This window comes from Mesorhizobium sp., from assembly GCF_017306585.1.
Classification (GTDB): Bacteria; Pseudomonadota; Alphaproteobacteria; order Rhizobiales; family Rhizobiaceae; genus Mesorhizobium.
In genome coordinates, this window is sequence record NZ_JAFKIC010000159.1 from 1 (window position 1) to 14867 (window position 14867).

Genomic DNA, 14867 nt, shown 5'->3' on the forward strand with positions numbered 1-14867 from the left:
CGGCGACCTCTCCACCAATATGGGAGCCATGGGAAATCCGGGTGCGGCACGTGTGCAGGAGGCGATCGCGTCGGTGCGCAAGGCAGCGGTCGCGGCCGGCAAGGCGAGCGGCATACTGGCTCCGGCCAAGGCCGACGCGGACCGCTATCTCGCCGACGGCTTCACCATGGTCGCCGTCGGGTCCGACCTCGGCCTGCTTGCGCGGGGCTCGGACGCGCTGGTGGCTTCTTTCAACTCGTAGACGCGGAGGCGATCATGGCTATCCCCCCTTACAAGGCGCCGTCGCGCAATGCCTATGACATCGTCATCGTCGGCGGCGCGGTTGTCGGATCGTCGACGGCCTATTGGCTGAGCCAGGCGCTGGGCAGTGGCGCCTCGATCCTCGTGGTCGAGCGCGACTCGAGCTACACCTTCTCCTCGACGGCGCTCTCCACCAGCGCCATTCGCCAGCAATACTCCAACCCGATCAATGTGAAGATCAGCCAGTTCGGCATCGACATCATCCGCACGTTTCCGGAGCGGATGGCTCCCTTCTACAAGGATGAGCCGGCGCCTGACCTTGGCTTCAAGGAGTATGGCTATCTCTACTGCAGCTCGCCCGAGGGGGTGGACGCGGCCAAGGAGCGGGTGGAGCTGCAGCGCAGCCTCGGCGCCCACACCGTCTTCCTCGAACCCGGTGCGCTGAAGGAACGTTTTCCCTGGCTCAATGTCGATGATCTCGGCGGCGGCTCGTGGGGCGCCCGCGAGGAAGGCTGGTTCGATTCCATGGGTCTGCTCAATGGTTTCCGCCGCGCGGCGCGCGGCAGCGGCGTCGAATATATCGACAATGCCGTGACGGCTCTGGACGTCGCCGGCGGGCGGGTGGTCTCGGCGCGCCTCGCGACGGGAGAAACGGTGGCCTGTGGAACCCTGGTCAACGCCGCCGGCCCGCGAGCGCAGCAGGTCGCGGCCATGGCCGGCCTGTCCATCCCGGTCGCGCCCTACAAGCGCTACAGCTTCGTCTTCGCCAGCGCCAACCCGATCCCGGGCCGCATGCCCAATGTCATCGATCTCTCCGGCACCTTCGTGCGTCCGGAAGGGGACCTCTTCCTCACCGGCAACACGCCGCAGGGCGACGGACCGGCCGGCTATGACGACTTCGAAATGCATTTCGAGGAGTTCGACGACTATATCTGGCCGGCGCTGTGGCATCGCATTCCGGCCTTCGACGCCCTGAAGGTGCAGACGAGCTGGACCGGCCACTACGAATACAACATGCTCGACCATAACGGCATCGTCGGCTTCCACCCCGAGGTGACGAACTTCATGTTCGCCAATGGCTTCTCGGGCCATGGGTTGCAGCAATCGCCCGCCGTCGGCAGGGCGGTGTCCGAACTCATCGTCCACGGCACGTTCCAGACACTCGACCTGTCGCCATTCTGCTACGAGCGCATCCCGCGCAACGAACCTTTTCTCGAAGAAGCGGTGATCTGAGGGGCGATCGTCCACATACCGCGGACGCTCGAGAGGTCGGCCGACATTGATATTGATATGGGCCGCGCCCTGCCGGGGGTGGCCATAGGGTTTCTGTTCGCCGCGCGTCAAAAAAAGCAAAGCGGGATTGCGCCGTAAATGCTCTTGTTGTACGAACGTTCAACAAGAGCATTTACGGGTACCTGCCGTGGTACGAACCGAGTTTCCCTTTGCCGTCGAAACCATCGATCCGCTGTGGATCACGCTGGCCGATGGCACGCGCATAGCCGCCACGCTGTGGCGCCCGCGCACCGACGCAAAAGTGCCTGTCGTCGTCGAGATGGTGCCTTACCGCCGCCGTGACGGCACAGTGGCGCGCGATGTCGATATCCATCCCTGGCTCGCCGGACATGGGATTGCCTGCGCCCGCATCGACATCAGGGGGGCGGGCGATTCCGATGGCGATCTTGCCGACGAATACCTGCCGCTCGAGCAGGAAGATGCCTGCGAGATCATCGCCCATCTCGCTGGCCAGCCCTGGTGCAACGGCAATGTCGGCATGACCGGCATTTCCTGGGGCGGTTTCAACGCTCTGCAGGTCGCGGCGCGGCGACCGCCGGCGCTGAAGGCGATCATCACCAATTGCGCCACCGACGACCGCTACGCCGACGACATCCACTATATGGGCGGCGCGCTGCTTACCGAGCAGGAGATGTGGTCGAACTTCATGTTGGTGAAGAAGGCGATGGCGCCCGATCCGCAGATCGTCGGCGATGCCTGGCGCGGCATGTGGCTGGACAGGCTGGCGGCAACGAGCTCGCTGTCGCATGTGTGGCTCGCGCATCAGCGCCGCGACGATTACTGGCGGCAGGGCTCGGTCTGCGAGGATTTTTCGGCGATCGAATGCGCTGTGATGGCCGTCTGCGGCTGGGAGGACAGCTATTCGAATTTCGTGCCGCGCCTGCTCGAACATCTGCCGGGGCCGAAACTCGGCATTGTCGGACCGTGGTCGCATGCCTATCCCTGCCGTGGCGCGCCGGGGCCGCTGATCGGCTATCTGCAGGAGGCGCTGCGCTGGTGGCGGCATTGGCTCGCCGGCGAAGACACCGGCATCATGGACGAGCCGCTCTACCGCGTCTGGATCACCGGCGAGGAGCGGCCGCAGCCTTTCTACCTGCCTGATCATGCCGGCGCGTGGGCGGCCGAGGACCAATGGCCATCGCCGCGCATCGAGCGCCGCGTATTGCACCTCAACGCCGCCGGGCTGGGCAATGAAGCCGCGCCGGGCGCCACACTTTCGGTCTGTTCGCCGGCGACCGCCGGCCGCGATTGCGGCCGCTGGGGCGGCTATGGCGGCTCCTGTCCCGACATGCCGATCGACCAGCGCCGCGAGGACGGCATGGCGCTATGCTTCGACACGCCGGTGCTGGATGACGACCTGACCTTGCTCGGCGCGGTGGAGCTCGACCTGCTGGTCAGCGTCGACCAGCCTGACGTCAACCTCGCCGCTCGTCTGTGCGATGTCTATCCGGACGGCACCTCGGCAATGATGACCTATGGCGTGCTCAACCTCAGCCATAGAGACAGCCATGAGCTTCCTACACCCTGTCCGGTCGGAACGCCATTTCGCGTGCGGCTGAAGCTCAACGATTTCGCCCGCACGGTGCCCAGGGGCCATCGCATCCGGCTGGCGCTGGCCAACCAGCACTGGCCGATCCTGTGGCCGCAGCCGAAGCTTTCGACACTGTCGGTGGCGAGCGGCGACAGCACGGTGATGCTTCCGGTGCGCCCGCCTTCGGTCCGGGATCGCGACGTCCGTTTCGAGCCGGCCGAGACCGCGCCGCCGGTTCCGACCACGACGCTGGACGAGGGTTTCGACCGGCGCATCGTCACCGACGATGTCGGCTCGGGCATGCAGACCATCGCGTTGACCTCCGACCACGGGCGCAGGCGCTATGACGACCGCGCCATCACGGTTTCGTCGGCCAACAGCGACACGATGAGCATCAGCGCCGACGACCCTCTGTCGGCCAGGCTCGTCACCGAATATCGCTGGGCCATCGCCAGCGGCGAAGCCGATACCGGCGCGGTGGCGGTCACCGAACTGACCGCGGATGAAACCCATTTCAGCCTGAGTTGGCGGCTTGAGGCGCGAGAACGGGGCGTGCTCGTCCACAGTGCCTCGCAAACGCGGCGCATCAGGCGCGACTTCGCCTGAGATAGAGAGGAGGCAGGCCATGCTCGCATATGCAGTCAAGCGCATCGGCCTCGGCCTCCTGATCCTCGTCCTCGTCATGATCGCCATGTACGCGGCGGTTTTTCTCGTGCCGGGCGACCCGGCTACCGTCGCGCTCGGTCCGCGCGCCACGCCGGAACTGAAGCGGCTGCTGATCGAGCGCATGGGGCTCGACCAGCCGGTCTGGTGGCAGATCATCGAATTCTTCCGCAACGCGTTGACCGGTAATCTTGGCTACGACGTCTGGTCGAACCGGCCTGTTTCCACGCTGGTGCTGGAAGCGCTGCCGAACACGCTGGTGCTCGGCCTGACGGCGCTGGCGATAGCGCTTCTCATCGGCGTGCCGCTCGGCTGCCTCTCCGTCATGCGGCGCGGGACGGCGGCCGATGCCGTCATCGGCGTACTCTCGGTCGGCGTCATCGCGGTGCCGTCCTTCGTCGTCGCCATCTATTCGCTGCTGGTTTTCGCCGTCACGCTGCGCTGGCTGCCGGCCATCGGCGCGGGGGAGGCGGGCGATTTCGCCAGCCAGGCCAAGGCGCTGGTCATGCCGGCGGCGGCGATCGCGCTCGGCTGGATCGGCTACATCGCCCGCATGGTGCGCGCCTCGATGATGGAGGTGATGGGCGAGCCGCACATCCGCACCGCGCGCTCGTTCGGTCTGCCCGAATGGAAGATCGTCTCCAAATATGCGCTGCGCATCGCCATCATCCCGACCATCTCGCTGGTAGCGGTCGGTCTCGGCTCGATCCTGTCCAGCGCCGTCTTCGTCGAGGCGGTGTTCGCCAGGCCCGGCATCGGCAAGCTGATCACCGACGCGGTCAACACCCGCAACTACCCGGTCGTCATGGGCACGGTGCTGATCATGACCGCCATCTACGTCTCCATCACCATCGCCGCCGATCTTCTCATCGCGCGGCTCGATCCGAGGGTACGCGATGTCTTCCGTGGCTGAGGCTTCTCCTTCCACGTCCGACCGACAACGACTTATCCTGTTGCGCGCGCTGCTGGCCGATCCGTTCACCTGCGTGGCGGTGATCCTCGTCACCGGCTTCCTCGTCACCGCGATCTTCGCGCCATGGCTGGCGCCCTATTCGCCGGTCAAGATCGACGTGCTGCACAAGCTGCAGCCGCCTTCGGCCGAACACTGGTTCGGCACCGACCATCTCGGCCGGGATCTTCTGTCGCGCGTCATCTACGGCGCGCGCACGGCGCTGACGATCGCCATGGTTTCCGTCGCGATCGCCGGCGCGATCGGCCTGATGCTCGGCCTCATTGCAGGCTACGGGCCGCGCTGGCTGGACGCGATCCTGGTGCTGACATTCGACAGTCTGAACTCGCTGCCGATGATCATGTTCGCGCTCGCCATCATCACTGTGCTCGGCGCCGGCACCGGCACGCTGATCATCGTCATCGCGGCGACCTCGTTCCCGAGCTATGCCCGCCTGATCCGCGCGCAGACGCTGGCGCTGAAGAACAGCGACTATATCCTCGCCGAACGGCTGATCGACGCGAGTGCCGCGCGCATCATCTTCGTCCATTTGCTGCCCAATGTCGTCGGCCCGCTGATCATCCTGCTGTCGATGGACATCCCGGTCGTCATCATGGTCGAGGCCGGCCTGAGTTTCCTTGGCCTTGGCGTGCGCCCGCCGACGCCGTCCTGGGGCTCGATCCTCTATGACGGCTACACCTCGATCCGTTCGGCGCCCTTCATGGTCATCTTCGGCGGGCTGCCGCTGGTGCTGGCCACGCTCGGCTTCACCTTCCTGGGCGAAGGGTTGCGCGACTATCTCGATCCGCGCCTGCAGTTGCGGAGGCCGTCATGAGCGGTTCGCTGGCCGCAAGCGGCCTCAGCGTGCGCTACGAGACGCCGCATGGCGCGGTGCACGCGCTGCGCCATGTCGACATCGAGGCGCATCCGGGCGAGGTGATCGGCATTGTCGGCGAAAGCGGCTGCGGCAAGTCTACGCTGGTCACCGCACTCGCCAATTTGTTGCCGGCCAATGCCCGCGTCGACGGCTCGATCTCTTACAACGGCATCGACCTTGCCAAGCTCGACGCGCATCGCCAGCGGCTGTTGCGCGGGGACGAGATCGCGCTGGTAAGCCAGGATCCGATGACGGCCTTCAACCCGGTGCTGACGATCGGCGACCAGCTCGTCGATTTCCAGCACCACCGCAGGGATCTCGGTCGCGCGCAGAAGCGGGCGCGGATCGCCGCCATGCTCGGCCGCGTCGGCATCGCCGATGCGGAGCGGCGCATGCGCAGCTATCCACACGAACTCTCCGGCGGCATGCGCCAGCGCGTCGCCATCGCGGCGGCCCTGCTCACCGATCCCGGTCTGCTCATCGCCGACGAGCCGACGACAGCGCTCGACGTCACCATGGAGGCGCAGATCATCCATCTGCTGCGCGAACTCAGGCGCGACTATAACGGCATCATCATCGTCGTCTCGCATCATCTGGGCGTCATCGCCGAACTCTGCGACCGGGTCTATGTCATGTATGCCGGCGAGGTGGTCGAGGGCGGCGCGGTCGATGCGATCTTCCACGACGCGCGCCATCCCTACACGCAGGCGCTGCTTGCCTGCGACCCCGCCCGTTTCCATGAGCGGCTGGACAGGCTGCCGACCATTCCCGGCTCGCTGCCGAGCCTCGCGCAATTGCCATCCGGTTGCGTCTACGCGCCACGCTGCGAGCGCTCTTTCGCGCCGTGCGGTACGATCGCGCCGCCATTGGTGACGCTCCTGGGCAGCCACGTCGCGCGCTGCCATGCGGTGACGCCATGAGCCCGCTGCTTGCCGTCGAGGACCTGTCCGTGAGTTTCGTGCGCGGCGGCCTGCTCAACCGGCTGATCAACCCGTTCCCGCTGCCCGGCTTCAACGTCATCGACGGCGTGACGCTGTCGCTGATGCCGGGCGAGACGCTGGGCCTCGTGGGCGAATCCGGCTCCGGCAAGACGACGCTGGCGCGCACCATCCTCGGGCTGGTCAGGGCGGCGGCCGGCCGCATCGTCTTCGAGGGCAGGGATATCGTGACGCCGGCCGACTTCCGCGCCATGCGCCGGCGCTCGGCGATGATGTTCCAGGACCCCGTGGCCTCGCTCAGCCCGCGCCTGCGCATCGGCACGCTGCTCACCGAACCGCAGGTGATCCAGGGCGAAGCAATGCCGGACCGCCGCGCGGCGGCGAAGGCGCTGCTGGCGCTGGTCGGCCTGCCTGCCTCCTTCGTCGACCGTTTTCCGCACGAATTGTCGGGCGGCCAGGCGCGCCGTGTCGGCGTCGCCCGCGCGCTGGCGATGAAGCCGCGCCTGCTGCTGGCCGACGAGCCGACCGCCGGCCTCGACGTGTCGGTGCAGGGCGATGTGCTCAACCTGATCGGCGAACTCAAGCGCGAACTCGGCTTCGCCGCCATGATCGTCACCCATAACCTCGCCATGATCCGTCATGTCAGCGACCGGCTGGCCATCATGTATCTGGGACGGCTGGTGGAAACCGGTCCGACGCAGGCCGTGTTTTCGGCGCCGATGCATCCCTACACAGCGACGCTCATCCAGTCCGAGCCGATCCCAGATCCGCGCCGGCGCAGCCACAACCCGGCTGTCACCGGCGAGATACCGAGCGTGTTCCGCCGGCCACGAGGCTGCGAATTCCACACACGCTGCCCGGCCGCGCAAGAGCGCTGCAGGGCGGAGGCGCCCGCCTACCGGCCGATGGGCGCCGGGCGGATGGTGCGCTGCCATTTCCCGCTTGGAACAGGCGGGCAAGAACGGGAGGCCGTGCCGCGCGCCTCCGCAAACCAAAGGGGAAACTGACATGACGCAATGGACGATGGACAGACGTGCATTCCTGAAGGCGGCCGGCGTGCTGGGCGCCGGCCTGGCGATGAAGCCTGGTTTTGCCTGGTCGGCCGCCGGCGACACGCTGCGCATCCGCATGGAGGGCGACATACAATGCCTCGACCCGGCCTTCATGAATGGCGGCATCGAAGATGTGATGATGCGCGGCCTCTATGTCTCGCTGAACCATTTCGGCGACCTAAGGCAGGGCTCGCCATGGTCGCTATGGGGTGCGGAGAAGCTTGAGCAGAAAGACCCCAAGACCATCGCCTTCACCCTGATCGACGGGCTGAAATGGACCGGCGGCTTCGGCGCCGTGACGGCGGACGACGTGAAGTTCTCCTTCGAGCGCATCGCCGACAAGGCGCTGTCATCGCCCTGGGCCTACCAGTTCGAGAAGCTCGACCGTGTCGAGGTGGTCGATGCACGCAATGGCATCATCCATCTGAAGGAGCCATACCAGCCGATCTTCGTTACCAGCCTGCCTTACTATGGCGGCCACATCATCAGCCGCGCCGGCACCGAGAAGGCGGGCGGCAAGTTCACCACCCAGCCGCCGGCGACCTGCGGCCCATATCTGTTCAGCGACTGGCAGCAGAAGCAGAAGGTGACGCTGTCTGCCAATCCGGACTGGCCGGGTCCGAAGCCGGATTTCTCAAAGGTCGAGATCTATATCGTTTCTGACGACCAGGCCGCCCAGCTCGCCTATGAGGCCGATGCCTTCGACTATACCAAGATCGCCATTTCGGCGACCAAGGCGGTCAAGGAAAAGCCGCCGGCGGACACGAAGCTGATCGAGGCGCAGTCGACGCGTTATGTCTGGCTGACCATCAATATGCTCAGCCCGCGCCTGAAGGAGCTGAAGGTGCGCCAGGCGGTGCAGTATGGCGTCGATGTCGGTCAGATCCTCACCGGCGTCTATGACGACCTGACCAAGCGCTCCACCGGTGTCGTCCAGCCCGGCACCAAATTCGCGCGCGCCTCGAATCTGATCGCGGCGCCCGACTATGCGAAGTCCGCCGCGCTGCTGGCCGAGGCCGGCATCAGCGACCTGTCGCTGACCTTGACGGTGATGAACGATTCCATCCGCACCGCGACGGCGCAGATCATCCAGGCAAGCCTCGAACAGGCGGGCATCAAGGTGGAGATCCAGCCTTATGACGAAGCCGCCTTCTGGGGTGTCGGCGACAAGACGCAGGGCGACGGCTACAAGAACATCGACCTGGCGCTGATGGACTTCGCCGGCGGCATCGACCCTTCGGAAAATCTGGTCTGGTTCCGTCCCGATCAGATCGGCGCCTACAACTGGTCGGGCTTCGACAATGCCGAATTCGAGACCAGCTACCAGCAACTGGTGGCGGAAAGCGACGAGGCCAAGCGCGTCGCCCTGTCCAACCGCATGGAGGACCTGATGGAGCAGTCCGGCGGTTTCGTCTTCATCTGCCACCAGCCGCTGGTCGCCATCCACAAGGCCAGCCTGGAGCCGGTGATCTATCCCGACGGACACCCCAATCCCGTGCTGTTCAAGAAGAAGGCGTGAACGCGCTTTCATGGACAGCAAGGGCATTATCGATTAGCTGGAGTCCATGACGGAAGCCCAACCGGAAGGTGCAAAGAAAAAGCGCGGCGCGAAGAAGGCGCCGCCGCGCTTCAGCCGCGAGCAGGCCGATGTGCGCCGCTCCATGCTGATCGAGGCGGCGACGCGCTGCCTTTCGGTGGGCGGCATCGGCGCTTTCACCATCGATCGGATCTGCAAGGAGGCCGGCGTGTCGCGCGGCCTCATCAACCATCATTTCGAAAGCCTCGACGGGCTGCTGGTCGAGGTCTACAAATCCTCGCTCTACGCCTCGGTCAACAACCAGATCGCCGAAGCCAAGCGCCGCCGCGCCGAGGCCTCCGACTGGCCGCCGGAGGCAGCGCTTGCCGCGTTGGTGCGCTCCAACTTCTCATCCGAATATTTCAGCCGCGAGAACCTTTTGATCTGGCTGTCGCTATGGGGCGAGATCGCCGTCAATCCGCGCCTCAAGGCGGCGCATCGCGAACTCTACGACGCCTACCGGGCGGAACTGGCGGAGGACATCGCCGCAGTCGCCGTGCGGCGCGGCAGGCAAGTCGACGCGCCGGCTCAGGCGCGCAATTTCATCGCGCTCGTCGACGGGCTCTGGCTCGAATGGTGCCTTGACGAAAGCGTGGTGACGCCACAGGCGGCGGAAGCGGCCGGCTTCGAAATGCTCGAGGCGCAGTTGGGGACTTTGCGAGACGAGTAACGATTGGAAGTCGGCGCGAGGCCCCCCTCTCTGGCCTGCCGGCCATCTCCCCCTCAAGGGGGGAGATTGGCAGCTTCGCGGTATCATCTCCTCTTTCAACGTCGGCGATTGGCGAAAGCCGTAGTGACATCCAATCTCCCCCCTTGAGGGGGAGATGCCCGGCAGGGCAGAGAGGGGGGCCTCGCGCCAACCCCTCAATTCAGCGGCGAACCGCCCTCGCGTTTGCGGGTCTGCGACGTGCGGCGGTGCGTTCCATGCTTGTCTGGACCTCCTTGTTCGACGCAATTGCGAGGGAAAACCGCTTCGCACGTTTCCTGGAATTGCTCCTATTCGGCTGCCGTGCGCATATCGAAATCCGCCACCGCGTCGACGATCGGCGTGTCGCGGCGGTAGGGCCGCGAGCCGACATCGGCGCCGATCTCGCGCGCGAGCTTGTGGCCGCTGTGCACCGCATGCGCGATGGCGCCCGGCGCCAGTGTGTCGCCGATGCGGTCGATGCCGCGGATGCCGGCGGTCGCGAGATCGTCGGCGCGTTGCGTCAGGGCTTCGAAGAGTTCGCCGCGCGGCAGGCGCAGCCCGACGATCAGCACCGAGCGGCAGGCGAGGCGGGTCTCTTCACCGGTGAACAGATGCGCGAGCGTCGCCGTCTCGCCGTCGAAGGATTTCAGCAGATGCAGCGTCGTCACCGGAACGTTGCGCCTTGCCAGCGCGCGATGCACCAGCGGCAACTCATTGGTCATGATCGTCCAGGCGGAGGCCTGGCCGGCCGGGGTGACATAGCTGACCGGAATGCCTTGCGCGGCGAGATGCTCGGTCAGCACGCCGCCCATGTAGTAATTGTCGAAATCGAAGACGAGCGTCGGCCCTTCCGGCATCCGTCCGGCGGCGATGTCGTCGGGCGTGAAGACGCCGGGATGGTCGAGCCGGCCGACGGGAATCTCCAGCGAGGAATAGAGCATGTTCGTCCAGCGGGCGCCGGTCGCCAGCACGACGCGGTCGGGCGCGAGATCGACGATCTCGTCGACGCCCAGCGCGCTTTCGGCGTAAAGCGAGACATTGCTCATCTCGCCAAGCCGGCCGAGCCGGTAATCGACGACACGGTTCCAGGCCGACAGGCCGGGCAAGGTCTTCTCGAATGTCAGGCGTCCGCCAAAATTCCGGTTGGCGTCGGCAAGCGTCACCTCATGGCCGCGACGGCCAAGCGTCAGCGCGCATTCGAGGCCGGCGGGACCGCCGCCGACGATCAGGATACGCTCCGGCCTGTCGGCGCGCCCGGCGCGTTCGGGGTGCCAGCCGCGCCGCCATTCCTCACCCGCCGTCGGGTTCTGGGTGCAGCGCACCGGCACGCCGTCATGCCAGCTCGAAATGCAGATGTTGCAGCCGATGCATTCGCGGATTTCGGTCTCGCGGCCCTCACGGATCTTGGCCGGCAGGAAGGGGTCGGCGATCGAGGGCCGCGCGCCGCCGATGAAGTCGAGCACGCCGCGCCTGATCTGCGACACCATCGTGTCGGGGGAGGTGAAGCGGCCGACGCCGACCACCGGCTTCTTCGTCAGCGACTTGACGAAATCGATCACCGGTTCATGGCTGCCTTCGCCGGTGAAGCGCGATGCCGAACAGTCGGTCGGGCTGGAATCCATCTTGACGTCGAACAGGTCGGGAAGATCGGCGAGCAGCTCGACCAGTTCATGCGCTTCGGAAGGCTGGTTGCGGCCGGGCCGGCCGCGCAATTCCTCCAGGCTGACCCGCAGCGCCACGCCGCAATCCGTGCCGACCGCGTCCTTGGTGACCTCGATCATCTCGCGCACGAAGCGCACCCGGTTCTCGATCGATCCTCCGTATTCGTCCGAGCGGTGGTTGTATTCCGGCAGCAGGAATTCGTAGCCGAGATAACCCATGCCGGCATAGACGTAGACGATGTCGAAGCCGGCCGTGCGCGCCTTGCGCGCCGCCTGCGCCTGGCATCGCAAAACCTCCTTGATGTCGGCCCTGTCCATGGTCTTGGGCCTGAGATTGCCCATGAAGCCGACATGGGTGGCCATCCACGGAATGCCCGACGGCGAGAGTGGCGGCAGGCGGCTCGCCCTATTCATGACGGAGGCGCCGCCATGCCAGAGCTCGACGCCGGCAAGCGATCCGTGACGGTGCACCGCTTCCGTCATCAGCGCATGGGCGCGGATGTCGTTGTCGTCCCAGAGCGTGGCGAAGGGAAGCGGCGCGTCGTCGGAGGTCGGGTCGATCGAACAGGCGCCGGTGCAGATCACGCCCCAGCCGCCCTCGGCCTTGGCTTCACGGAAGGCCGCGCGGACGCGCGGCAGGGCGTTGGTCATGCCGCTCGCATGCGGCACCTGGTAGAAGCGGTTGGGCGCCGTGACAGGCCCGATCCGCATCGGCTCGAACAGGATTTCATAGCGGGGATTGCAGGTCATCTGGGCTCGGCGAATATGCTTGTTGTACGATCGTTCAACAAGCATATTCGCGAGCGCCGAGGAACGCAATGGCCAAAGCGCGGGCACCTGGTTCGTAGCCAGCGGACCGTCTTGAAAGCATGCTGGCAGCGGCTTTGGAAAGCTCGCTGTCGATTTGTCGAGGATGAGGATGCCTGTGCGAGGGATGGCTACGCGGCAGGTTCGATGCGGCCGGCCCGTCTCGCCTGCAATGAGGCTGGGACGGATCGGCTGGGGACCGAGGGTCCCCAGCCGGCCGCAGATACGAGACTACACCCCGGCGGCGATCAAGGCTCCAGGGTATTGATATTGCCGGCGGTCTGCTGATCAGCCACGCGCGCCGCCGAGATTCTGTTCGACAGATACCGTCCGACCAGGCCGATCGCCAGCACCGCCAGCGAGCCGCCAAAGCCGGGCAGGACGCTTCCGCCGACGGCCGCCACGCCCTTCATGATGGTCTGCAGTACGGTGTCATTGGCAAAAAACGTCGGCAGAATGTCGAGGATGGTCGTCATCCCGGCCGAAGGCGTGGTGGTCGTGGTGACTTGCCCGAGCACCTGCAGGACCTTGGCCAGATCCGGATTGCTGGTCAGCACATCCGGCGGAATCGCCTGGCGAAGCTGATCGAGAATCTTGACCACGTCGGGAGGAATCGGATGCACGCCCAATTGTGCGGCGATCGACTTTGCCAGGTCGATCACCTTCTGCAGATCGGCTGGCGGCGTGGCCGAAGTCAGGGTCTGTACTTGCGACAGCAGCGAACCGAGCCCGTCAGGCGCCGTTGTCGTCGTGCCGGCGCCATTGGTGGCGTTGACGATGGCGCTGTTGCCCACGCCAAGCGCGCCAAATATGCCGCTTATCCAGGCGAGAATCCTGCCTCTGCGCGCATCGATGGCGATGGTCGAACCCTTGGCGACGAGATCTCCTTCCGTGGTCTTCACCCGTTTGTCGCTCAGCCGCCGCGGTTCGGCGGTGTTGAGCGCTGCCGAGGTCGCGGCGTCGACGACGCCTGTCGTCGGCAAGCCATTGTCATTCTGGAAGGCCAGCAAGGCGGCCGCCGTCAGCGACCCGAATTTACCGTCTATGTCGCCGAGTTTGTAGCCCAGCGCCACGAGGCGCCGCTGCAAAGTCTCAACGCCTACACTGTCGTCTCCGCGCTGCAACGGTCTGGCCACGTCGTCGTTCCCCCCTTCCAGGATGTCGGAGCCGTCGCTCCGGACATCGAAGTTGTACAAATTGTTCTTCCTCATGATCGATTTCAGAAGTTCGCCATAGTTCGGATCGGTGGCGTAGACACCGGTGAGGGCGTCGGCAAACCGGTCAGGACTGTTGATGAACTTGCGGGCGTTGGCGTAGACGCCGGCGGTTCCGAGCAGCTTTCCGTGAAGGATGAATGCTTCGTCCAGGCTGTCGAAGACCCGGAAGGCGGCATGCACCTTTACCGCCTTGCCGCCGATGACTTCCGTCGTCAGTGCCGTCACGGAGGGCTGGTCGCCCTTCGCCTTGATGCCGAAAGGATTGTTCGATCCCGCGGGCATCCTCGTTCCGTACGCGCTCTCCAACGCCCACTGGGCCAGCGTCACCGACGCCGGCACGCCCCACTGGCGCTGGGTCGCCTGGGCCGCCTTGATGACCGCGAGCGAAAAGCGGTCGGGAATGGCCGCGAGGTCGTCGGGCTGCTCTTCTTCCTCGTGGGTTTCGTCCTGGTCCTCGGGCAGGTCCTCGGTAAAGCTGTCATCTCCGGCGAAGGCCCAGGCGGGCGGATTGTTCCAGCCGGCATCGGCGGCCTGCCTCAACCAGGCCGGTGCGTTGGCCGACCGGCCTTGGGCGCCCCAGGTCAGTTTGCTCCTGTCGTCGACATTGAGGCCGAACCCGATATGCAGCGTCGACGGGCCCATATATCCCACGCCAGCACCTATCCCCGTCGCGCCATGCGCCGCGGCGGCGGTGACGAACTTGGTCACGGTCCTGCTGGCCTGGGTATCGCTGAAGGTCTGCACCCTGCCGTTTACGATCAACTGAAGGTCCGCGGCCCGACCGCCATTGTGACGTGTCGAGCCCGTGCTTCGGCCGCTCGTGCCGGGCTGCCCGCCCGATGTGACGAAAATCTTGTCTATTCCAGCCGCGCTTCCGGCCTTGCGGAGAACGGCTTCCAATTCCTTGCTAATAGGGCGGTCGCGAATTTTTCCCGCCAAACCAGATTGATCAATTTCAACCATCATCACCCCCCAGTGAAAGATGCCAAAGAAACAAGAATTTCAGACTATTTCTAATTTAGGAATTCTGCAACAATTTGCTTTCCGTGATGATTTCCAATGCATGAAGCCCAAGAGATGATTGGTGGGATTCAATAGCCTAACTGTTTCATAGTGACACAAAATTCCCCATAAGGTCTCAGACCTTGTGCGTGCCATCGTGGCAATCAAGCTACTTTCGCCTGACAGCGGTAAGATTGCCGCCAGGCAGTCGCTTTTGCTGCGCAATTTATCCTAGCCTTTGCCTAAGTTGATGATTTGGCAGGGATTCGCATGATGGCTGGAGCAGGGAAGGATTGTTGCCGGACTTCTGCCCGACAGGCCTTCGCCAGTTCTGAACAGACCTGTGGAATGCTCATGCCGCCGGCGTGGCCGG

At 65.1% G+C, this 14867-nt stretch carries 11 protein-coding genes; 9 read left to right on the forward strand and 2 right to left on the reverse strand.

Translation table 11 applies throughout. From position 1 onward, the window contains the following. The 9 genes from J0I79_RS18280 to J0I79_RS18320 form a co-directional block, all read left to right on the forward strand. Positions 1-241 (forward strand): aldolase/citrate lyase family protein (locus tag J0I79_RS18280; RefSeq protein WP_292861713.1); only part of this gene is annotated, 241 nt, incomplete at its 5' end. Positions 242-255: 14 nt separating this feature from the next. Continuing rightward, positions 256-1473, forward strand: a complete 1218-nt coding sequence (locus J0I79_RS18285; RefSeq protein ID WP_292861715.1) for an FAD-dependent oxidoreductase — start codon at positions 256-258, stop codon at positions 1471-1473. Between the two features lie 187 nt (positions 1474-1660). Continuing rightward, entirely contained in the window at positions 1661-3670 is a 2010-nt protein-coding gene (locus tag J0I79_RS18290; protein ID WP_292861718.1) for a CocE/NonD family hydrolase, read from the forward strand. Positions 3671-3689: 19 nt separating this feature from the next. Then, positions 3690-4640 (forward strand): ABC transporter permease, encoded by a 951-nt coding sequence (locus J0I79_RS18295; RefSeq protein ID WP_292861721.1) that lies wholly within the window; start codon positions 3690-3692, stop codon positions 4638-4640. 40 nt (positions 4641-4680) lie between these two features. Then, positions 4681-5511: an ABC transporter permease gene (locus J0I79_RS18300; protein WP_292861724.1), complete on the forward strand. Its 831-nt coding sequence runs from the start codon at positions 4681-4683 to the stop codon at positions 5509-5511. Beyond that, the gene (locus J0I79_RS18305) at positions 5508-6473 is read left to right on the forward strand and encodes an ABC transporter ATP-binding protein (RefSeq protein WP_292861727.1); all 966 of its coding nucleotides are present in this window, start codon (positions 5508-5510) and stop codon (positions 6471-6473) included. Before J0I79_RS18300 ends, J0I79_RS18305 begins: the two co-directional genes overlap by 4 nt. Beyond that, the gene (locus J0I79_RS18310; RefSeq protein WP_292861730.1) at positions 6470-7498 is read left to right on the forward strand and encodes an ABC transporter ATP-binding protein; all 1029 of its coding nucleotides are present in this window, start codon (positions 6470-6472) and stop codon (positions 7496-7498) included. Before J0I79_RS18305 ends, J0I79_RS18310 begins: the two co-directional genes overlap by 4 nt. Before the next feature lies 1 nt (position 7499). Then, the gene (locus tag J0I79_RS18315) at positions 7500-9062 is read left to right on the forward strand and encodes an ABC transporter substrate-binding protein (protein ID WP_292861733.1); all 1563 of its coding nucleotides are present in this window, start codon (positions 7500-7502) and stop codon (positions 9060-9062) included. A 46-nt stretch (positions 9063-9108) separates the two neighbouring features. Further along, complete coding sequence (locus tag J0I79_RS18320) at positions 9109-9789, forward strand: TetR family transcriptional regulator C-terminal domain-containing protein (protein WP_292861736.1); 681 nt, start codon at positions 9109-9111, stop codon at positions 9787-9789. A gap of 326 nt (positions 9790-10115) precedes the next feature. Here J0I79_RS18320 and J0I79_RS18325 read toward each other — a convergent pair whose 3' ends face one another. Next, a complete protein-coding gene (locus tag J0I79_RS18325) occupies positions 10116-12218 on the reverse strand; it encodes an FAD-dependent oxidoreductase (RefSeq protein ID WP_292861739.1) in 2103 nt (700 codons plus the stop codon). 305 nt (positions 12219-12523) lie between these two features. Further along, positions 12524-14254, reverse strand: a complete 1731-nt coding sequence (locus J0I79_RS18330) for a glucosaminidase domain-containing protein (protein WP_292861742.1) — start codon at positions 14252-14254, stop codon at positions 12524-12526. Positions 14255-14867 lie beyond the last annotated feature (613 nt).